The sequence below is a fragment of the Shimia sp. R9_2 genome (assembly GCF_017743735.1).
Taxonomy (GTDB): Bacteria; Pseudomonadota; Alphaproteobacteria; order Rhodobacterales; family Rhodobacteraceae; genus Shimia.
The window spans coordinates 389878-407606 of sequence record NZ_JAGHRO010000004.1 but is presented as its reverse complement, the minus strand read 5'-3'; the positions used below and the strand labels follow the sequence as shown (position 1 = coordinate 407606).

Below are 17729 nucleotides of genomic sequence, written 5' to 3'. Positions count from 1 at the left end.
GTGAACGCTAGGGGCGTTGCGTCGCATGGTGGCCTTGGCCCCAGAACGAGCCGAAGGCGCTGGGGCAGCGCCCGACCGTCCGCAGGGCGGGCGCTTTTGCGACGGGGCGCGACAGTCTGATGAAACCGGATGTGTTTGGTCGGCATAAAGGGACAGGTTGCAGGCTGGGAGCGCCCACCCTCGGTCGGGCTTTGGACAGGGGCGCGGTTACACACTCATCGCCAGCACACGGCTGATTTCGGTGAGGCTGCGGCCGGATTGCTCCATCCAGATGTTGAAGGCCTCCTGCACCTTCTTCATCGCGCCTTTGGAAGTGGGCTGTTTGTCCACCACGCCTTCGGCGATCAGGCGGGCGACCACATCGCGGGACAGGATAAAGCTGTCTTTGCCCAAGAAGCGCAGCGCATATTGACCGGTGTTTCCACCGATGCGGGAGCCACCTTTTTTCATGAAGTCGAGCAGGCCGACATAGTCGGTCGCGGCCCAGCCGCCGAGCACTTTGCCCGCGCCGCCCTCGGCGCGCAGGGATTGCAGGAAGTGGGCGTTCTCGATCACGGTGCGGATTTTGGGGCCGTTGCGCACGATGTCTGTGTTGGACATCAGGCGGTCCATATCCTCGTCATGCAGAAAGGCGCAGCGGTCCACATCAAAGCCATGGAAGGCGGTTTCAAAACCCTCCCATTTGTTTTCAATCACCTGCCAGTTGAAGCCCGCCTGAAACACGCCTTTGGTGAATTGAGCAAGCCAGCGGTCTTCGGGGACTTGGGCTAGGTCGGCGGCGGATTTGGGCTTGGTCAGTTGGGCCTCAAGCGCGGCGGGCCCGCCTTTGCGGTCGGCGGCGATGGCGAAGATCTCGTCGAAGGGGCGCATGGGGTGGTCCTAAAATAAGAAATGTGTTTGGAAACTACTTTGAACGGCTATCTGCAGAAACCTGATAGTTTAGTCCGTATGTGTGATCTTCACTTATTGGCTGCGGGAACATTAAAGCATCTGCTGCGAGGTGCGCGGAAGCAGAAAGGCGACAACAGCGCCGAATGCGTAAGTAGGAACAATCACTTTTGCGAACATTAGAGGCAGAGAGTAAGATACCATGACGCCCATCCAGATACCTAATGGGTGGCCAAAAGAAATGATCGCACCTGTTAAGCCGCCGACACAAGGAAAGGCTGCCGCGATCCATATCAGGTCAATGTACCACTTGTTCCCCATCCGAGGAAAAACTTTCCAGGCCCAGTAGCTTGCGGCCAGTCCTGCGACTCCCGCCATTAACAAAGCATGATTTATGCCATGGCCCGGGTTCACCTGTGTGTCGTACACGTAAGTAGAAAAGGCCGCGCACGCAAAGGCCACAGCAATGCTTAACCATCTTGCCCTTTGGTTTGTGAAAGTGGGCTTTAGCATGTGTTTTTGTCACCTATTTGTGCGGATTTGAAGTTCGCTTCCTAGAATATTAGTCCGGTGGCTATTTTAGGCAAGTAGGGTTCCGATGTGCAAAAGCGCGCATAGTTTAGAGTGGCACGCTGGCGCGCGAACCGAGGGGGGAAGCGAAGCGCCCGCGTTTTGCCGGAGGCAAACCTCCGGTTTGACGGGTGCGGTTCACCTCTTGGGAGCTTGCTGCGCAAGCCCCTGTCGGTCGGCGGGGCGCTGCCAAATCTGTGATCTAGCCCCTGGCACAGTGGGCTTCTTGATATGGTTATTGCGCAATCTGCTCAAACATCACGTCGGTTCTGAGAACCAGCTTTTGACCTGTGATCACGGGGTCACCCCGATGGGACAGCGGATGATGAAAGAACACCGCTTTCCCCGTCGCTGGCTCGATTGTGAAATCTTCAAATACGTGGGGAGAAAACACATCTGCGAAGGTGGTGCCGCCGCCTTCGAAACCGTCGTTCAGATAGATCAGCAAGGTGAACATACTGTGATGGCCATTGCCGTTTCGGTAGGCCCCGTCTTGGTGCCAGTCGAAAAACTGACCGGGTTCATAGCGATACACCCGAAACCGGTCGTTCAATGCAATAGCTTGGTGACCCTTGAATGCGGTTGGAAAGAATGGCCGCACGTGTAGCCAGAGCTCTCTTGCAAGATCTTGATCGTCAAAAATCACGCGGTCGTTGTTGCGGATTTCAGCCGCAACATGTGTGCCGTGTTCGGTTGTAATCGTTGCGGGTTGGAAGCCAGCTTTGACCGCTAGGGCGGTCACCTCTGCACAGCGCGCATCGGTAAGGAAGTTTGGGGCTTCAAAGACCAAATGGTCCAAATCGTGTGGAATGGGCATCGTCCATCTCCGTAATTCCAGTCAAAGAGGGGGGGCGTTGGATCGCTAAGCGATCAACGGTGAGTTCCTCTGAGGAATGCGGCGTGGCTTGGCCGCGAGAGATGCTTGTTTTGACTTGCCATGGCGGGAGGAATGTCAGAGCGCGGCTTTTGTTTCAAGAGTTTGTCTTTGAGTCGGGGCTGTGCCGCGCTTCAATGATATAGCCACTTCCGCGCACGAACCGAGGGGTGGGAGCGAAGCGCCCGCCCCGTGGGGGCGGTTCGGGCGCTGCCAAAGCGCAGCTTTGGCATAGGAGTGGCTTTGCGGCGGGGATGGGTGGCGAAGAGTTCGACGAAGGGGCGCATGGAGTTTTCGCAAGCGGAACTTTACAGCTTGCAGCGTTCACGTAGCGCGGCGTCTCTCTGGCCTATCATTGCCCCATAAACCATTTCATCCAAACATTCCGGCTTGTAGTTTTCCCGCATGTACTTTGCATCCAGTATCACGATCTTCTTTCTTTGAACGTAAAAAGGGATCGCGTGCCGCCTAAGGTTTATACCAACGCCGCTTTTTTCAATGCTGTTGCCCGGTTCGCTGTCTGCGATATCGTCGGGGTCGAGGCTAAGCTGCTGCGCAAGTTCGAAAGTGTGAATGTCCGCGAAGCCTTCAAGCAGGATCACCCAGATATCGACATCGTGAAAATTGCTCGGTTCCTCGAAAGACAGATACCCGTTGGGATCTGAGAGCGGTCTGGTGAACAATGGTGGGGTCGAAAAGAACCCTTGGTTTTGCCAGAAGACAAATTTTGAGGGGTTTATGCGTTTCTCGAGGTTTGCGATTTTTGGAGAGGCAAGCGAGAGACTATAGAAGGCAAACAGCAAAGCGAGAAAAAGGATGTATAAGCCTAAACCGTAGGCGATCCATTTTGCGGCTTTCTTCATGCAGCTGTCTTTCTTCGAATTTCTACCAGAAGTGTTGTCGCCTCAAAGCTGCGCTGAAATCAATAGTGTTGAGCTTTAGGTTATCTGGTGGGATTGAGGCGGAACATCAGCCGCATATATGCCTTGCGCACGAACCGAGGGGTGGAAGCGAAGCGCCCGCCCCGTTGGGGGCGGTTCGGGCGCTGCCAAAGCGGAGCTTTGGCATTTTTTGGGCTTCCTACCCTTGTTGTTTGTGCCAGCTGTCAATGTTGCTGCAAATCTCGCGAATTGCTTGTCCGACACTCATTCGAGAAAAAAGAAAACTAACGGGCTCGCTCAAAGCCGCTTCGGTATGTTCCTCTGGAATGAAAATGATCGTGCCGGTTTCTTCCTCTTCGTTTTTGATGAATTCCCAAGTTCCGAGGATCTCTCCGTCGTCGGTCTCTACACGGCCCGTGACTTCCTCTGCTTCGATGCCAATTAGGTTTATCCGGTACGGGTGCTGCACGTTGGTTTCTTTCTGTGATTTTGTCTTAACTCTAACGCTTTAAGGTTGTGTTGCTTGTGTTCTTCTTCAAGGCTTTGGAGAATTTTGCGCTCGGTCATCAGCGCGCGGCCCAAGCCTTGCCAGAGCGTGAACAATGAAGACCTCCTACGTTGTGCTTTCGCCCCCCACCTTTACCCCGCTTTAACTCAAAAATACTTAGGTGGCCTTGCAGCCCTCCGAGCCCACCACTAAGACTCTCTTGGTAGGGTCCGACGGTCGGGCCGAAGCGATCAACAGGCAGGCGATATGAAAGACCCTTTTGAGACTTATATGAACACCCTTGTGCCCATGGTTGTGGAACAGACCAGCCGTGGTGAGCGCGCCTATGATATTTTCTCGCGCCTGCTGAAAGAGCGCATCATCTTCCTCAACGGTCCTGTGCATGACGGCATGTCCTCGCTGATCGTGGCGCAGCTTCTGCACCTTGAGGCGGAAAACCCCTCCAAAGAAATCAGCATGTACATCAACAGCCCCGGCGGCGTGGTGACCTCCGGTCTGTCGATCTATGACACCATGCAGTACATCAAGCCGAAGGTGAGCACGCTGGTGATTGGTCAGGCGGCCTCCATGGGCTCCTTGCTGCTGACCGCCGGTGAAGCGGGCATGCGCTTCTCTCTGCCGAACTCGCGCGTGATGGTGCACCAGCCATCCGGTGGCTATCAGGGCCAGGCGACGGACATCATGATCCACGCCGAAGAAACCCTGAAGCTGAAGAAGCGCCTCAATGAAATTTACGTGAAGCACACCGGCCGCACCTATGAAGAGGTGGAGCAGGGGCTTGAGCGCGACAACTTCATGAGCCCGGAAGAGGCCAAAGACTGGGGTCTGATCGACGAAATCGTCGAAAATCGCGCCAAAGGCGACGACGAAGAGAATTGAAAATAAGTGCCCGGTGACGCGTGGTCGCCATCGGGCACTTTCGCATTGTACCCCGTTTGCGCCTGTCCTAAGCTGGCTGAAACGCGGGGGCCTCACAGAACTGAGGCCGAGGTTTTGGGCCTGAAAGGGAAGACATGTCGAACACATCCGGTGGTGACAGCAAGAACACTCTCTACTGCAGCTTCTGCGGCAAGAGTCAGCACGAAGTGCGCAAACTGATTGCGGGTCCAACCGTTTTCATCTGTGATGAATGTGTCGAACTTTGCATGGACATCATCCGCGAAGAGACCAAGGCCAGCGGGCTGAAGGCTTCAGAGGGTGTGCCGACACCGCGCGAGATCTGCGACGTGCTGGACGACTATGTGATTGGTCAGGCCGTGGCCAAGCGGGTGCTGTCTGTGGCGGTGCACAACCACTACAAACGCCTCAACCACGCCCAGAAGGGTGGCGATATTGAGCTGGCGAAATCCAACATCCTGCTGATTGGCCCAACCGGCTGCGGTAAGACCCTGCTGGCGCAGACGCTGGCGCGCATTCTGGATGTGCCTTTCACCATGGCGGATGCCACCACACTGACCGAAGCCGGTTACGTGGGCGAGGATGTCGAGAACATCATTCTGAAGCTTCTGCAGGCGTCGGAATATAACGTGGAGCGTGCGCAGCGCGGCATCGTCTATATCGACGAGGTCGACAAGATCACGCGCAAATCCGAGAACCCGTCGATCACCCGTGACGTGTCCGGCGAAGGTGTGCAGCAGGCGCTTCTGAAGCTGATGGAAGGCACCGTGGCAAGCGTGCCGCCCCAAGGTGGCCGCAAGCATCCGCAGCAGGAATTCCTGCAGGTGGACACCACCAACATTCTGTTCATCTGTGGCGGCGCATTTGCCGGTCTGGACCGCATCATTGCGCAGCGCGGCAAAGGCTCTGCGATGGGCTTTGGCGCCGATGTGCGCGACAATGATGAGCGCGGTGTGGGTGAGATCTTCCAGGATCTGGAGCCGGAAGATCTGCTGAAATTTGGTCTGATCCCGGAATTTGTCGGCCGTCTGCCGGTTCTGGCAACGCTGGAAGATCTGGATGAAGACGCGCTGGTGATCATTTTGACACAGCCCAAGAACGCGCTGGTGAAACAGTATCAGCGTCTGTTTGAGCTGGAAGATGTGCAGCTGACCTTCACCGATGAGGCGCTGAAAGCGATTGCGCGCCGCGCGATTGAGCGCAAGACCGGGGCCCGTGGCCTGCGTTCCATCCTCGAAGAGATCCTGCTCGACACCATGTTCGAGCTGCCGGGTCAGGAGAGCGTGACCGAAGTTGTGGTGAACGAAGAAGCCGCAACCACACAGGCCGCGCCGCTGATGATCCACGGCGAAGCGGAGAAAGAGCCAGCTTCTGCGGGCTGAGGCTTTCTGCGGATAGAGTTTGAAAGGGCGCTCCGGCTGGGGCGCCTTTTTTGTTTGGTGGTGATGTGAAGCGCTTAGGACAGGGGCTTTGCCCCTCTGCGCGCGGGGCGCGCGCATTCACCCCAGGATATTTGACGAATGAGAAGGCGCAGCGCACGCAAATGTGAGCGGGGGCTGGTTGTCATTGGGGGCGCGGGGGCCAATATCGGGCGCGCTAACAAAGGACCTGTTCATATGCCCAAAGCCGTACTCTATCGCATGGATCTGCCCAACTACACTTGTGGCTATGGCACCGCTGCGCGTGACCTGCTCAAGCGGGAGAAGTTTGAGATTGAGGAACATGTGCTGCGCACACGGCGGGAGACGGATGCGTTCAAAGACAAGCATCACATCACCACCACGCCGCTGATTTTCATTGATGGGGTCAAGATTGGCGGGTTTACCGATCTGAAGAAGCATCTGCAGGGGCAAAAGCCGAAGTCCAAACGGTTTTGGAGGCGCTAGGCGTCGTCGTGAAAATCTGGAGCGCTGGGGTTTACCCTCATCCAGTGTCGGGACTGGACCAAGTCGCCGAACTCAGATGTTGCGTGTTTTTTGGGGAAGGAAGTTCTAGCCAATGGCGGTGTGCCCTCTGCGCTTGGTTCTGGGGTTCAGCTTGGCTTTGGATGGTGGTCTGGTCGCATCTATTGTGTTGGAATGAAGACCCGATCTGAGAGTGCGATAATTGGGTAGGGTATGTGAAGCCAAGGCAGCTCTTGCTTGTTTGCTTCAAGCCATTCGACGAACTTGTTTGGTTCGTCCGTTGGAACTTCGACGTATCGAGAGGGCGGGGCGGAAAAAATCAGACGCTTTTCCATGATCATCGAATGGGCTGTGGGGTAGGCGGCCTCCAGGTCCAAGCCGGTGCGCAATCTAAGGGTAAGGTATCTTAAGGCGTCGCCGCGCTTTTCAACGGCACGTGTTTCAATCAGTGTCACGACGTCGCAGAAATCGAAGCTGGCAATTCCGCCAAAGGGGAGCGCGACTGGAGGAACAAGGGCGAAGGTGCCTTTCTCGGGCCCCTCATAGGCAATCCAGGACAGCAATATGCCGCGCATCGGGGGCAGTTGCACCACGTGGCCTTCATAGCCCGCCTTTATGGGGATGGGATCGTGTTTCTCATCAGGGGCAGTGTTGATTTGGCACTCTTCCGTTTTGCGGGTCTGTTCGGCCGGTGTCGGTGGGCGCTCTGAAAGAGCAGCGGCTTCGGAGGCCGTCATATTTTGCGAGGAAGCGGCTCCACCAAGCCCGATCAACATCACGCAGGCGAATGCCTGAGGCAAAGACCTAAAACCAAGAAACATTGCAGTCGGCCTTTCCCATATTGATCGTGAAATACACAAGCGCATCGCGCCCCGAGACCAGACACCCAAGCCACTATGCTTGCATCAAGGTTGAGCAGTTTCCTCGGCATCTGCAAAGTCGTTCGGGCACTTGCTTGAGTTGTGTGGCAAATTGGCGGAAAGACTGCGGCGGTCTTTTGCGACATCGCATCTGAGAGGGCGCATGGGCTCACGACCGACCTTTTGTGCATGTGGTTCGCCTGGTATGCCTTCGCCAACTGAAAGCGACCTCTTCATCACCTCTCGCAACCGGTCGTAAAAAAAACGATCCGGGAGCCGACCCGGTGGTGGTAGCCATTGACAGTTCCCCTCTACCGGAGGATGTCTGACCTGAACAAATATTCAGGAGCGCATCATGGGCGTACGTCACATTTCCACCGGATCCCCCTTTGAGGAAAAGATCGGCTATTCCCGTGCGGTTGTGGCCGATGGCTGGGTCTTTGTGTCCGGCACCACGGGCTATGATTATGAGACCATGACCCTGCCTGAGGATGTGGTGGATCAGTGCCGCAACACGCTGGCGACCATTGGCAAGGCGCTTGAGGCGGCGGGCAGCAGCCTCGATGATGTGGTGCGGGTGAACTATATCCTGCCCGACGGCAGTGATTTTGAGAAATGCTGGCCGGTGACCAGTGAGGTTTTTGCCAAGGCCAAGCCAGCGGCGACGATGATCATTGCGGACCTCATGGAAGAGGCCATGAAGATCGAGATCGAAGTCACCGCGCGCGTGGCCTCCTAAATCGCTGTCCGCAGCCCTCAGCGAAAGCGCTTTGACATGACCTCTCATATTGCCACGGATCGTGCGGCCAATCGGCTGGGCAGCCTGTTTATGGTTGCGGCCATGGCCGGGTTTGCGGTGGAGGATGCCTTTTTGAAGGCCGCCGCCCAGAGCCTGCCGATCGCACAGGTGATGGTGTTGTTTGGCGCAGGTGGGGCTATGGTGTTTGCCCTGTGGCTGCGCGCTAAAGGGCAGCCGCTGGCCCCCAAGGAGGTGCTGTCGCGCCCGATGCAGGTGCGGGTGTTCTTTGAGATTTTCGGGCGGCTGTTTTTCACCCTGTCGCTGGCGCTGACGCCGCTGTCCTCAACCACGGTGATCCTGCAGGCCACACCGATTGTGGTGGTGGCCTTTGCGGCGCTGGTGCTGGGCGAACGTGTCGGTTGGCGGCGCTGGTTGGCAATTGTGATCGGATTGCTGGGCGTTGTGCTGGTGGTGCGGCCTGGCGGGGACAGTTTCACCCTGCTGTCGCTACTGGCGGTTGGCGGGATGCTGGGCTTTGCCGGACGTGATCTGGCCAGCCGGGCGGCGCCTGCGAGCCTTGGGACGGCTGTTTTGGGGCTCTATGGGTTTCTGGCGATTGTGCTGGCCGGAGCGCTTTATGGGGCGCTGTGGGAGCAGCAGCCGTTTCACACCCCGCAGCCCAATGCGCTTCTGGCGGTTGCGGCGGCGGTGGCTTGTGGCGTCTTTGCCTATAGCGCGCTGATGCGGGCGATGCGCACCGGGGAGGTCTCTGCGGTGACCCCGTTCCGCTACAGCCGTTTGCTGTTTGGCGTGGCGCTCGGGGTGATCGTGTTTGGCGAAGGGCTCGACGCGATGATGATCGCAGGCAGCCTGCTGATCGTGCTCTCAGGGCTTGTGATCCTCTGGCGCGGGAAGCGGTGAGGCTCAGGCGCTGAGAGAGCGGGTGATCTCTGCCCTCCGGTTTTCCTGAAGGGTTTGAAAGCCGTACCCGAGGTCGCCTTGCTCGTCCGCAGGCCGTTTGGCGAGCCAGTCGCGGGTCTGGCGTACCGACAAAGTGGGGCGGCAGGTGTTTGCGTAGGCGTTGCTGTCACCAATGTGGGCGCTCAGTGAGCTGCGGTTTTCCTCAGACAGCGCGGCGAGGGCCATGGGGCCGGGAAAGAAGCTTTCGGTCGCAAGCCCTTCGGACAAAATCACCGCGTGGCTTGGCAGCAGAATATGAAAATACTCCACCTCCTGCCATTCAGAGAGCACCCGGATGCCAGCCAGAGAGGTCAGCGCCTTGGCCGGGGCAAAGATCTCGGCGTCCTGTTGGCGGATCAGCACCCGGTGCTGGGGGGAGACAATCAGATCGCGAAACGGCAGATCGCAGCCGAGCGCACCCGCTGAAATGAGGATCGGGTGGAGCTTTGAGGGTGCAGGCAGCGCCTTATGGGTGGAGGTCGCCCATTGCACGGGTTGGGGGCCGTGATCAAAGGTCAGAACCAGATCGCCGGGGCAGAGATCCTGAACTTTGCGGGGGCCTGCTGGGGTGGCGATATGGGTGTTTGCGGCAAAGCAGGGCACGCCATCCACATCTTTGAAGTCGCTGTATTTGCTGTCTCCGTAGTTGCTGCCCATGACTTTGACGTATTTGGCACCATCCACAAGCGAGCCGTCGGTGGCAAATCCCCAGACATCAGAAGTGTTCCCGCCTTTTGAGAATACGGTAAGTTTGATCTGAGGACCTGTTGGAAAGCCGTAGGCATCGAGCTTTTGCACATAGATGTGGGACTCAGATTCCACCTTGGTGCCATCTGCGACCAAGCCCTTACCGTCGACGATGACGTGGTTGTCCGCGGCGTTGTCGTTGAACATGGAGGAGTCGCTGCTGCTGTCCTCCAGTGAAATCATGAAATCCTTATAGCCGCCGGTGAATTGAAATACGGTGCCATCCGGGGTCGAGGAGTTGTTGATGATGGAGCTGCCTGCGGTGCCAAACGGGCTGTCGGAGGTGATCTTCAGCGCCTGACTGTCGCTGGCCATGAATTTGCGCATTACCATGAGATCATCCTTTCAGGGTCGTTTGACCCATCGATAAAGGAAACTCCCTTACATACCTTTGATGGTTCGTATTTTACGCATTTGGCCGTTTCTTGCTGAGATGCGTCGGGTTTCCCATACCCTTAGGTCAAGAAGATTGACAACGCGCAGGCGGTGGCCTTTGGTGAAGGAAGATTGCGTTTCAACTCTGACGGGAGCGGCGGGGACCTATGGCGGAAACAGCTTCACAAGGCGGCCATGAGGGCGGCAGCGTCCTGAAATCAGCCATCCCGATCTTGCGGATGTTTGATGAGGCCCATGCGCGGGCTTTCTATTTGGATTTTCTGGGTTTTTCGAAAGACTGGGAGCATCGCCACGATGTGGATTTCCCGCTTTATATGCAGATTTCCCGACAGAACTGTCTGTTGCATCTGACCGAACATTTTGGCGATGCGACCCCGGGGAGCGGCTGCTTTGTGCCGATGGAGGGCGTGGAGGCCTTTCATGCGGAACTTGTTGCGCGCAATCCGGACAACCTGCGGCTGGGGCTTGAGACCATGCCCTGGGGCCAGCAGGTGAAAGTGACCGATCCCTTTGGCAATAAGCTGACATTTTGCGAGCAAAACGCGCAGGCGCAGTGACCGGGCGCACGGCCTGTTCGCGATCTCTTTACCAAGGGGCTCTGCGCACTGGACCTTTGAGGGCAAATGGTCCATATGGAACATGTATTTGCGGAGACTCCCATGGGCATTCTGAGCACAATCAACAACGTATTGACCTGGTGGAATGGCGCCACGCTGAACACCAAACTCTATACGATGCGCAAAGGCATCAAAGTTGGGGAAGATGCTGAAGGCAATGTCTATTACCGCAACGCCAATGATTCAAAACGCTGGGTGATCTACAACGGTGAAGCCGAAGCCAGCCGCGTGGGCGCGGATTGGCATGGATGGCTGCACCGGACCTTTGACGAGGTGCCCTCGGAAAAGCCATTGGCGCATAAAACGTGGGAAATCCCACATCAGGAAAATGTGACCGGCTCGGCTTTGGCCTATGCGCCGGCAGGATCGATCAGAGCCACGGGCAAAGCTCCGGTAGAGCGCTCTGACTATGAGGCTTGGAGCCCGGAGTAATTAGCCCATGTCGGCGGTACGTACTGAGACTTTTGTAGGCGCGGCTGTGGTCGCGGTGGCAGCAGGCTTTCTGCTGTATGGCGCGCAGTTTTCCAATGTGGGCGGTGATACGGGCGGCTATGGGCTGAACGCATCTTTCCGCTCCATTGAGGGCATCAGCGTGGGCACGGATGTGCGGTTGGCCGGTGTGAAAATCGGCACGGTGACCGATGTACAGCTGGACCCGGCGACCTTCCGCGCGACGGCGAATTTCAACGTCGCCAATGGCATTGAACTGCCCGATGACAGTTCGGTTGTGATTTCCTCTGAGGGGCTGCTGGGCGGCAATTTTGTGGAAATTCTGCCGGGTGGTTCGCCGTTCAACTTTGAGGCCGGTGACGAGATTGAAGACACGCAGGGCTCTGTCAGCCTGATCTCGCTGTTGCTGAAGTTTGTCAGCGGCAGCGGAGAGAGCTGAGATGCGCAGGGCGGCAACGGCGCTTGCGCTGACGGCGGGGTTGGCTGCTGCGCCCGCGGTGGCGCAGGAGATCATCATCGAGACGCTCGATATTGCGCCGCTGCGCTATGAGCCGCTTGATATTCCTCTGGGCGATGTGACCAGTGAAACAGTTGTGGCCGCCTCGGTCGGCGAGGGGGCAATGCTGCGGGGGCTGGACAAGCTCACTGGGCAAGTGGCTGATTTTGAACTGCAAAACGGCTATAGCGTCAACTTTGGCACCTTGCGGGTGGATATGGCGCAATGCCGTCACCCCAGCGAGAACGCCACTGGTGAAGCCTATGCCTTTATCTCGGTCTTTGAGGATCAGGGGGCAGGGGCAAATCTGTTTCAGGGCTGGATGATTGCCAGCTCTCCGGCGCTGAGTGCGCTGGATCACCCGCGCTATGACGTCTGGGTTTTGCGCTGCAAAGTGGCTGAGGCCAATACCTCTGAGGCTGACGGCAGCGAGTGAGCTGTGATGTCAGCGTCCTGACGCTGCGCCCATGTGAGCATCCGGTGATAATCGGCGCGGGGCACCTCTATGGCGCCCAGTGAGGCGAGGTGCTCTGTCAGAAACTGCGTGTCAAACAGTGTGAAGCCGCAGCGGCGCAGATGTTCAATCAGGAAGGCGAGCGCCACTTTGGAGGCGTCTGTGGTCCGGGAGAACATGCTTTCCCCAAAGAAGGCGGCACCAAGAGTCACACCATAGATGCCTCCCACCAGGCGGGAGCCGTCCCAGACCTCCAGAGAATGCGCCTGTTCGCGCCGGTGCAAATCGACATAGAGCTGGTGGATCTGTGCGTTGATCCAGGTTTCATCGCGATCGGCGCAGCCGTAAAGCACCCCTTCAAAATCAGCGTTCAGGGACACATCATAAGCGCCGCGCCGGATGCGGCGGGCCAAGCTGCGGGAGATGTGGAAGCCATCGAGGGGAAAAATACCGCGGCGGATCGGGTCCACCCAGAAGATGTCCGGGTCATCGCGGTTTTCGGACATGGGGAACACCCCCATGCCATAGGCGCGCATCAAGAGGTCCGGTGTGACCTCGCTCATGATGCGCGCCCAAGCAGGATCAGCCCTCCGCCATATTGGCGTCGAGCCACTTCTCCAACCAGTGAATGTTGTATTCGCCGGTGTGGATGTCTTTTTCCTGAAGCAGCATGTGGAAGAGCGGCGTCGTGGTTTCGATGCCGTCGATGATCAGCTCACCCAGAGCGCGGTCCAGACGCGCGAGCGCCTCAGCCCGGTCGCGGCCATGCACGATCAGCTTGCCGATCAGGCTGTCGTAATATGGCGGGATGGAGTAGCCGTCATAAAGCGCGCTGTCCATGCGCACGCCAAGGCCGCCGGGCGCGTGGTAGGCTGTGATTTTGCCGGGACGCGGAGCGAAATCCGGCAGTTTCTCAGCGTTGATACGCACCTCAATCGCGTGGCCGTTGATCTCCAGATCATCCTGACCAAAGGACATGGGCTCGCCTGCGGCCACGAGGATTTGCTCGCGCACAAGGTCGACACCAAAGATGCCTTCGGTCACCGGGTGTTCCACCTGCAGGCGGGTGTTCATTTCGATGAAATAGAACTCGCCGTTTTCATAGAGGAACTCGATGGTGCCCGCGCCGATGTAGTTGATCTTGGCAACCGCATCCGCACAGATTTTCCCGATGCGCGCGCGTTCTTCCGGTGTGATCGAGGGGCCGGGGGCCTCTTCAAACACCTTCTGGTGACGACGCTGCAGGGAGCAGTCGCGCTCGCCCAGATGCACCGCATTGCCCTTGCCGTCGCCAAACACCTGAATTTCGATGTGACGCGGGGTGGTGAGGTACTTCTCGATATAGACTTCATCGTTGCCAAAGGCGGCTTTGCCCTCGGCCCGTGCGGTCATAAACGCGCTTTCCATGTCCGCGGCGGTTTGCGCCACTTTCATGCCGCGACCACCCCCACCGGCGGTGGCCTTGATGATGACCGGATAGCCCATCTCTTCGCCAAGCTTCTTGGCCGCGGCCAGATCCGGCACACCACCGTCAGAGCCGGGCACGCAAGGCACGCCGAGTTTGATCATCGTGTCTTTGGCGGTGATCTTGTCACCCATCACACGGATGTGCTCGGCGGTTGGGCCGATGAAGGTCAGGTCGTGATCTTCGACGATCTGCACAAAGTTCGCGTTCTCAGACAGGAAGCCATAGCCCGGGTGGATCGCCTGAGCGCCGGTGACTTCGCAGGCCGCGATGATGGAGGCCATGTTCAGATAGCTGTCTGTGCCCGGCGCAGGGCCGATACAGATCGCCTCATCCGCCATCCGCACGTGCATCGCATCCGCATCGGCGGTGGAGTGCACCGCGACCGATTTGATGCCCATTTCGCGGCACGCACGGATCACGCGCAGGGCGATTTCTCCGCGGTTGGCGATCAGGATTTTGTCAAACATTACAGAACCCTTATTCGATGATCACCAGCGGCGCGCCGTATTCCACGGTGTCGCCATCTGCCACCAGAATGCGCTTCACGGTGCCGGATTTGGTGGCCGGGATGTGGTTCATGGTTTTCATCGCTTCCACGATCAGCAGGGTGTCGCCTTCGTTGACGGTCTGACCGACGCTGATGAAGGAGGCCGCGCCGGGTTCCGGCTGCAGGTACACGGTGCCAACCATCGGCGAAGTCACAGCGCCCGGGTGGCTTGCTGGATCTGCTTCTGCTGCGGCAGGGGCAGCGGCTGCCGCAGGGGCTGCCGCTGCGGCGGCTGGGGCTGCGGCTGCGGGGGCAGCGACGGCGACTTGGGCCGGTGCGGCGACCACTTGGGTCTGGCGGCTGACACGCACGTTCAGGCTGTCGTCCTCGCCATATTCGCGCATGACTTCCAGCTCGGTCAGGTCGTTTTCGCGCAGGAGCTCTGCCAGTGCAGAGATGAAGGCCACATCGGAGTCGTGATTTTTCTTGCTCATTTCCGTTTTCTATCCTCTTCGCGCAAAGCGCGGTTGAGTCTTATTCTGGTTTCCCTTGCGGCGCTTATAGAGAAAAAGCACCCTGTAGGAAAGCTGAACTGGCCTTTCAGATGGGGGGAAAAGACGTTGTTTTCCAGCCTTGAACGGGCTTTCGTGGCCAATTTTACGCGCAGCGCTGTCCTGAGATGTCAACGCAGCGCTGTCCGTGTGCAGTGACTCGGTGACGTTGGGTCACAATTTGACCTGTCAAATGGGCGCGCGTGCCGCAGATGTCGGGCAGTGTTGGCCTGTGTCGGGCAATGCAGCTGAGCGGCAAGAGCCGGCGCAGAGGGCGCTAGAGCGGCATGCCGGCAAGTTTCGCCACCAGTTCGGCCAGCTTGCGGGCGCCAAATTTGCGCAGCAGGCGGGCGCGGTATTCCTCCACCGTGCGATAAGACAGAGCCAGCTCCAGACCGATTTCCTTGGAGGTCATGCCGCGGCAGGTGAGGATGGCCACTTCGCGCTCGCGCTGGGTGAGCTCGACCACGGGGCGGTCCTCAGATAGGTCTGCAAAAGACCAGACGCTTTTCTGAAACGGGTTGTCGGGTGAGGTGGACTGGCCGCGTACGCGGCACCAAAACAGCGTGCCATCGCTGCGGCGCATCACGCGCTCATCACTGTAGCGCCCGGTGTCGGCAATGGCGGAATAGACCCGCTCGCCAATGGTCCGGTAGTCTTCCTGAGAGGCGTAGAACTCGGCAATGGAGCGTGCTGCGCAGGCCTCGGCAGACAGGCCAAACATCTCGCCAAAGCGCAGATTTGCGCGCGAAATGATGCGGTTCTGAAGAATGCAGAGCCCGACAGGGGCGTGATCAAAGGCCAGTGCGTGAAGTTCCATGGGGCGCAGTGATGGCACAGGTGTAGGGAAAGGGGAAGGGGGGCGTTAGGGCTTGGCTGTACGGCGTATTTCAGGTTTGGTTTTTGAGCAAAAAAAGAGGCCGATCAATCGCCTCCGTCGCCGTCTCCATCGCTGTCCCACGCACCGCCCGCTGCGGAGGGATCAGTGTAAGAGCTTCTCTCGCCGCCATGCCATTCTATCCAGACGTAGAGGCCGTCTTCTTGTCGTCGCAGGGATTTCCTCCGAACTCGGTTTTGATAAAGGGAGAAGGCGATGAAAGTGATCATCAAGGCGCCTTGAAAAAAATGGGATACCCAGCCGGTATCCGCACTGTAGCTCAGCATATGCTGTTTCCATCTGTTGTTTCGGAAGGTCAGACGAGAGCGCGTTGGGAAGCTTTGGCGAGGTCAGAGCAGTCCAACCCCTTTTGATCTTAGCAACCTGTAAAATCGAAACACGTCTCATTTCTGTCTCAATTGTAAGACGCGCAATGTAACGATCTCATGACAGGTGGCGAAGTGACGTGATGGCCTCGGGCGCACAGCATGAAAAAACGCCCCGCCAGAAGCTGGCAGGGCGTTGAGATCTTTGTAAAGTCGCGCGCTGTTTAGTTGACCAGCGTGGCCTCGGTTGCGGCGCGGAACTCTTCTTCCGTGACACCATCAGCCAGCTCCACGAGCTTCAGGCCGCCTTCAACCACATCGAGCACACCGAGGTTGGTGATTATGCGATCCACCACGCCTTTGCCGGTGAGCGGCAGGGTGCATTCCTTCAGCACTTTGGATTGGCCGTGTTTGTTGGCGTGATCCATCACCACCACCACACGGCCCACACCAGCCACCAGATCCATCGCGCCGCCCATGCCTTTCACCAGCTTGCCGGGGATCATCCAGTTGGCCAGATCGCCGTTTTCCGCGACTTCCATCGCGCCAAGGATGGCCATGGCGATTTTGCCGCCACGGATCATCGCAAAGCTCTGCGCGCTGTCAAAATAGGCGGTCTGCGGCAGCTCGGTGATGGTCTGTTTGCCAGCGTTGATTAGGTCTGCGTCCTCATCCCCCTCAACAGGGAACGGCCCCATGCCGAGCATGCCGTTTTCAGATTGCAGTGTGACTTCAACACCTTCGGGGATGTAGTTGGACACCAGCGTCGGGATGCCGATGCCGAGGTTCACATACCAGCCGTCTTGCAGTTCCTGTGCGGCGCGTGCCGCCATTTGATTGCGGTCCCAAGCCATTGTTATGCCTCCTCGCGCGGGCGCACGGTGCGCTGTTCGATGCGTTTTTCGTGATCACCCTGAATAATGCGGTGCACATAGATGCCGGGCAGGTGGATCGCGTCCGGATCCAGCGAGCCAGTGGGCACGATTTCCTCAACCTCGGCGATGCAGATCTTGCCGCAGGTGGCCGCGGGCGCATTGAAATTGCGTGCGGTTTTGCGGAACACCAGATTGCCGGTTTCATCGGCTTTCCAAGCCTTCACAATGGCCAGATCGGCAAAGATGCCCTCTTCCATGATGTAGTCTTCCATCGCGCCATCCAGCCCGGTGGGGAACTGCTTTTCCAGCTTGCCTTCGGCAATCACGGTGCCCACGCCGGTCTTGGTGAAGAAGCCCGGAATGCCCGCACCACCGGCGCGCATGCGCTCGGCCAGCGTGCCCTGCGGGTTGAACTCCAGCTCCAGCTCACCGGAGAGATACTGGCGCATGAATTCAGCGTTTTCGCCCACATAGGAGCTGATCATCTTTTTGACCTGTTTGGTCTGCAGCAGGATGCCGATGCCAAAATCATCCACACCTGCGTTGTTTGAAGCGAAGGTCAGATCTTTGACGCCGCTGTCTTTGATGGCGTCGAGCAGAAGCTCGGGGATGCCGCAGAGGCCAAAGCCGCCTGAGGCGATGAACATGCCGTCAGACAGCACGCCCTCAAGCGCGTCTGCGGCATTGGCATATACCTTTTTCATGGGTGTCTCTCTCCCTAGGGTCAGCAAATTGCGCAAAGTTGTGACGGCGCGTCACAAGGGAGTCAACGATCGCAGGGGCAAAGGCGTATTACTACGGGGGGCGTTTGCGGGACGGGGCGAGGGGCCAGCCCCTCGCGCTCCCCGGAGTATTTGGCGCAGAATGAAGTTTGGATGGGGGGTATATCAGATGTTGGTAAATG

The 17729-nt window shown here is 58.0% G+C and carries 23 protein-coding genes; 9 read left to right on the top strand and 14 right to left on the bottom strand.

Features of this window, described 5'->3' with window-relative positions:
• Positions 1 to 207 precede the first annotated feature (207 nt).
• The 5 genes from J7400_RS12895 to J7400_RS12875 all read right to left on the bottom strand — a co-directional run bounded on the left by J7400_RS12895 (position 208) and on the right by J7400_RS12875 (position 3682).
• Positions 208 to 870 (bottom strand): DNA-3-methyladenine glycosylase I, encoded by a 663-nt coding sequence (locus J7400_RS12895; RefSeq protein WP_209063833.1) that lies wholly within the window; start codon positions 868 to 870, stop codon positions 208 to 210.
• A 111-nt stretch (positions 871 to 981) separates the two neighbouring features.
• On the bottom strand, positions 982 to 1401 hold the full coding sequence (locus J7400_RS12890) for a hypothetical protein (protein ID WP_209063831.1): 420 nt from the start codon (positions 1399 to 1401) through the stop codon (positions 982 to 984).
• Positions 1402 to 1693: 292 nt separating this feature from the next.
• Positions 1694 to 2275: a 2OG-Fe(II) oxygenase gene (locus J7400_RS12885; RefSeq protein ID WP_209063829.1), complete on the bottom strand. Its 582-nt coding sequence runs from the start codon at positions 2273 to 2275 to the stop codon at positions 1694 to 1696.
• 365 nt (positions 2276 to 2640) lie between these two features.
• Positions 2641 to 3195: a hypothetical protein gene (locus tag J7400_RS12880; protein WP_209063827.1), complete on the bottom strand. Its 555-nt coding sequence runs from the start codon at positions 3193 to 3195 to the stop codon at positions 2641 to 2643.
• Between the two features lie 217 nt (positions 3196 to 3412).
• Positions 3413 to 3682 (bottom strand): hypothetical protein, encoded by a 270-nt coding sequence (locus J7400_RS12875; RefSeq protein ID WP_209063825.1) that lies wholly within the window; start codon positions 3680 to 3682, stop codon positions 3413 to 3415.
• Between the two features lie 285 nt (positions 3683 to 3967).
• Here J7400_RS12875 and J7400_RS12870 point away from each other — a divergent pair, with 285 nt between their 5' ends.
• The 3 genes from J7400_RS12870 (at position 3968) to J7400_RS12860 (ending at position 6504) form a co-directional block, all read left to right on the top strand.
• Positions 3968 to 4600, top strand: coding sequence for an ATP-dependent Clp protease proteolytic subunit (locus J7400_RS12870; RefSeq protein ID WP_209063822.1), 633 nt, complete (start codon positions 3968 to 3970; stop codon positions 4598 to 4600).
• 134 nt (positions 4601 to 4734) lie between these two features.
• Positions 4735 to 6000 (top strand): ATP-dependent Clp protease ATP-binding subunit ClpX, encoded by a 1266-nt coding sequence (clpX, locus tag J7400_RS12865; protein WP_209063820.1) that lies wholly within the window; start codon positions 4735 to 4737, stop codon positions 5998 to 6000.
• Positions 6001 to 6234: 234 nt separating this feature from the next.
• The gene (locus J7400_RS12860) at positions 6235 to 6504 is read left to right on the top strand and encodes a glutaredoxin (protein WP_209063818.1); all 270 of its coding nucleotides are present in this window, start codon (positions 6235 to 6237) and stop codon (positions 6502 to 6504) included.
• Positions 6505 to 6683: 179 nt separating this feature from the next.
• On the opposite strand, the gene J7400_RS12855 is transcribed toward J7400_RS12860, so the two are convergent.
• Positions 6684 to 7343 (bottom strand): hypothetical protein, encoded by a 660-nt coding sequence (locus J7400_RS12855; RefSeq protein WP_209063816.1) that lies wholly within the window; start codon positions 7341 to 7343, stop codon positions 6684 to 6686.
• 394 nt (positions 7344 to 7737) lie between these two features.
• Here J7400_RS12855 and J7400_RS12850 point away from each other — a divergent pair, with 394 nt between their 5' ends.
• On the top strand, positions 7738 to 8121 hold the full coding sequence (locus tag J7400_RS12850; protein ID WP_209063814.1) for a RidA family protein: 384 nt from the start codon (positions 7738 to 7740) through the stop codon (positions 8119 to 8121).
• Positions 8122 to 8157: 36 nt separating this feature from the next.
• Positions 8158 to 9042, top strand: a complete 885-nt coding sequence (locus J7400_RS12845; RefSeq protein ID WP_209063811.1) for a DMT family transporter — start codon at positions 8158 to 8160, stop codon at positions 9040 to 9042.
• A 3-nt stretch (positions 9043 to 9045) separates the two neighbouring features.
• Here the strand turns inward: J7400_RS12845 and J7400_RS12840 are convergent, their stop codons facing one another.
• A complete protein-coding gene (locus J7400_RS12840; RefSeq protein WP_209063809.1) occupies positions 9046 to 10161 on the bottom strand; it encodes a Hint domain-containing protein in 1116 nt (371 codons plus the stop codon).
• A 209-nt stretch (positions 10162 to 10370) separates the two neighbouring features.
• Here J7400_RS12840 and J7400_RS12835 point away from each other — a divergent pair, with 209 nt between their 5' ends.
• From J7400_RS12835 to J7400_RS12820, 4 genes are all read left to right on the top strand, one after another.
• Complete coding sequence (locus J7400_RS12835) at positions 10371 to 10781, top strand: glyoxalase superfamily protein (protein ID WP_209063806.1); 411 nt, start codon at positions 10371 to 10373, stop codon at positions 10779 to 10781.
• A gap of 102 nt (positions 10782 to 10883) precedes the next feature.
• Positions 10884 to 11273, top strand: a complete 390-nt coding sequence (locus J7400_RS12830) for an NADH:ubiquinone oxidoreductase subunit NDUFA12 (protein WP_209063804.1) — start codon at positions 10884 to 10886, stop codon at positions 11271 to 11273.
• A 7-nt stretch (positions 11274 to 11280) separates the two neighbouring features.
• Complete coding sequence (gene mlaD / locus J7400_RS12825; protein WP_209063802.1) at positions 11281 to 11730, top strand: outer membrane lipid asymmetry maintenance protein MlaD; 450 nt, start codon at positions 11281 to 11283, stop codon at positions 11728 to 11730.
• 1 nt (position 11731) lies between these two features.
• A complete protein-coding gene (locus tag J7400_RS12820) occupies positions 11732 to 12223 on the top strand; it encodes a DUF2155 domain-containing protein (protein WP_209063800.1) in 492 nt (163 codons plus the stop codon).
• On the opposite strand, the gene aat is transcribed toward J7400_RS12820, so the two are convergent.
• From aat to J7400_RS12785, 7 genes are all read right to left on the bottom strand, one after another.
• Positions 12154 to 12804, bottom strand: a complete 651-nt coding sequence (aat, locus tag J7400_RS12815) for a leucyl/phenylalanyl-tRNA--protein transferase (protein ID WP_209063798.1) — start codon at positions 12802 to 12804, stop codon at positions 12154 to 12156. The two genes, J7400_RS12820 and aat, sit on opposite strands and share 70 nt — an antisense overlap.
• 19 nt (positions 12805 to 12823) lie before the next feature.
• Positions 12824 to 14176, bottom strand: coding sequence for an acetyl-CoA carboxylase biotin carboxylase subunit (gene accC / locus J7400_RS12810; RefSeq protein WP_209063796.1), 1353 nt, complete (start codon positions 14174 to 14176; stop codon positions 12824 to 12826).
• 10 nt (positions 14177 to 14186) lie between these two features.
• Positions 14187 to 14690 carry an acetyl-CoA carboxylase biotin carboxyl carrier protein gene (accB, locus tag J7400_RS12805; RefSeq protein ID WP_209063793.1) on the bottom strand — a complete coding sequence of 168 codons (504 nt, stop codon included), beginning with the start codon at positions 14688 to 14690 and terminating at the stop codon, positions 14187 to 14189.
• 334 nt (positions 14691 to 15024) lie between these two features.
• A complete protein-coding gene (locus tag J7400_RS12800) occupies positions 15025 to 15567 on the bottom strand; it encodes a helix-turn-helix transcriptional regulator (RefSeq protein WP_209063791.1) in 543 nt (180 codons plus the stop codon).
• A gap of 104 nt (positions 15568 to 15671) precedes the next feature.
• Positions 15672 to 15911 (bottom strand): hypothetical protein, encoded by a 240-nt coding sequence (locus J7400_RS12795; RefSeq protein WP_209063789.1) that lies wholly within the window; start codon positions 15909 to 15911, stop codon positions 15672 to 15674.
• 263 nt (positions 15912 to 16174) lie between these two features.
• On the bottom strand, positions 16175 to 16804 hold the full coding sequence (locus tag J7400_RS12790; RefSeq protein WP_209063787.1) for a CoA transferase subunit B: 630 nt from the start codon (positions 16802 to 16804) through the stop codon (positions 16175 to 16177).
• Between the two features lie 2 nt (positions 16805 to 16806).
• Complete coding sequence (locus tag J7400_RS12785) at positions 16807 to 17529, bottom strand: CoA transferase subunit A (RefSeq protein WP_209063785.1); 723 nt, start codon at positions 17527 to 17529, stop codon at positions 16807 to 16809.
• Positions 17530 to 17729 lie beyond the last annotated feature (200 nt).

Bases quoted from the DNA above. Each gene is read 5' to 3' on its own strand.
- J7400_RS12895 (WP_209063833.1), bottom strand. From the start codon at position 870: ATGCGCCCCTTCGACGAGATCTTCGCCATCGCCGCCGACCGCAAAGGC.
- J7400_RS12890 (WP_209063831.1), bottom strand. From the start codon at position 1,401: ATGCTAAAGCCCACTTTCACAAACCAAAGGGCAAGATGGTTAAGCATT.
- J7400_RS12885 (WP_209063829.1), bottom strand. From the start codon at position 2,275: ATGCCCATTCCACACGATTTGGACCATTTGGTCTTTGAAGCCCCAAAC.
- J7400_RS12880 (WP_209063827.1), bottom strand. From the start codon at position 3,195: ATGAAGAAAGCCGCAAAATGGATCGCCTACGGTTTAGGCTTATACATC.
- J7400_RS12870 (WP_209063822.1), top strand. From the start codon at position 3,968: ATGAAAGACCCTTTTGAGACTTATATGAACACCCTTGTGCCCATGGTT.
- clpX (WP_209063820.1), top strand. From the start codon at position 4,735: ATGTCGAACACATCCGGTGGTGACAGCAAGAACACTCTCTACTGCAGC.
- J7400_RS12860 (WP_209063818.1), top strand. From the start codon at position 6,235: ATGCCCAAAGCCGTACTCTATCGCATGGATCTGCCCAACTACACTTGT.
- J7400_RS12855 (WP_209063816.1), bottom strand. From the start codon at position 7,343: ATGTTTCTTGGTTTTAGGTCTTTGCCTCAGGCATTCGCCTGCGTGATG.
- J7400_RS12850 (WP_209063814.1), top strand. From the start codon at position 7,738: ATGGGCGTACGTCACATTTCCACCGGATCCCCCTTTGAGGAAAAGATC.
- J7400_RS12845 (WP_209063811.1), top strand. From the start codon at position 8,158: ATGACCTCTCATATTGCCACGGATCGTGCGGCCAATCGGCTGGGCAGC.
- J7400_RS12840 (WP_209063809.1), bottom strand. From the start codon at position 10,161: ATGGTAATGCGCAAATTCATGGCCAGCGACAGTCAGGCGCTGAAGATC.
- J7400_RS12835 (WP_209063806.1), top strand. From the start codon at position 10,371: ATGGCGGAAACAGCTTCACAAGGCGGCCATGAGGGCGGCAGCGTCCTG.
- J7400_RS12830 (WP_209063804.1), top strand. From the start codon at position 10,884: ATGGGCATTCTGAGCACAATCAACAACGTATTGACCTGGTGGAATGGC.
- mlaD (WP_209063802.1), top strand. From the start codon at position 11,281: ATGTCGGCGGTACGTACTGAGACTTTTGTAGGCGCGGCTGTGGTCGCG.
- J7400_RS12820 (WP_209063800.1), top strand. From the start codon at position 11,732: ATGCGCAGGGCGGCAACGGCGCTTGCGCTGACGGCGGGGTTGGCTGCT.
- aat (WP_209063798.1), bottom strand. From the start codon at position 12,804: ATGAGCGAGGTCACACCGGACCTCTTGATGCGCGCCTATGGCATGGGG.
- accC (WP_209063796.1), bottom strand. From the start codon at position 14,176: ATGTTTGACAAAATCCTGATCGCCAACCGCGGAGAAATCGCCCTGCGC.
- accB (WP_209063793.1), bottom strand. From the start codon at position 14,690: ATGAGCAAGAAAAATCACGACTCCGATGTGGCCTTCATCTCTGCACTG.
- J7400_RS12800 (WP_209063791.1), bottom strand. From the start codon at position 15,567: ATGGAACTTCACGCACTGGCCTTTGATCACGCCCCTGTCGGGCTCTGC.
- J7400_RS12795 (WP_209063789.1), bottom strand. From the start codon at position 15,911: ATGCTGAGCTACAGTGCGGATACCGGCTGGGTATCCCATTTTTTTCAA.
- J7400_RS12790 (WP_209063787.1), bottom strand. From the start codon at position 16,804: ATGGCTTGGGACCGCAATCAAATGGCGGCACGCGCCGCACAGGAACTG.
- J7400_RS12785 (WP_209063785.1), bottom strand. From the start codon at position 17,529: ATGAAAAAGGTATATGCCAATGCCGCAGACGCGCTTGAGGGCGTGCTG.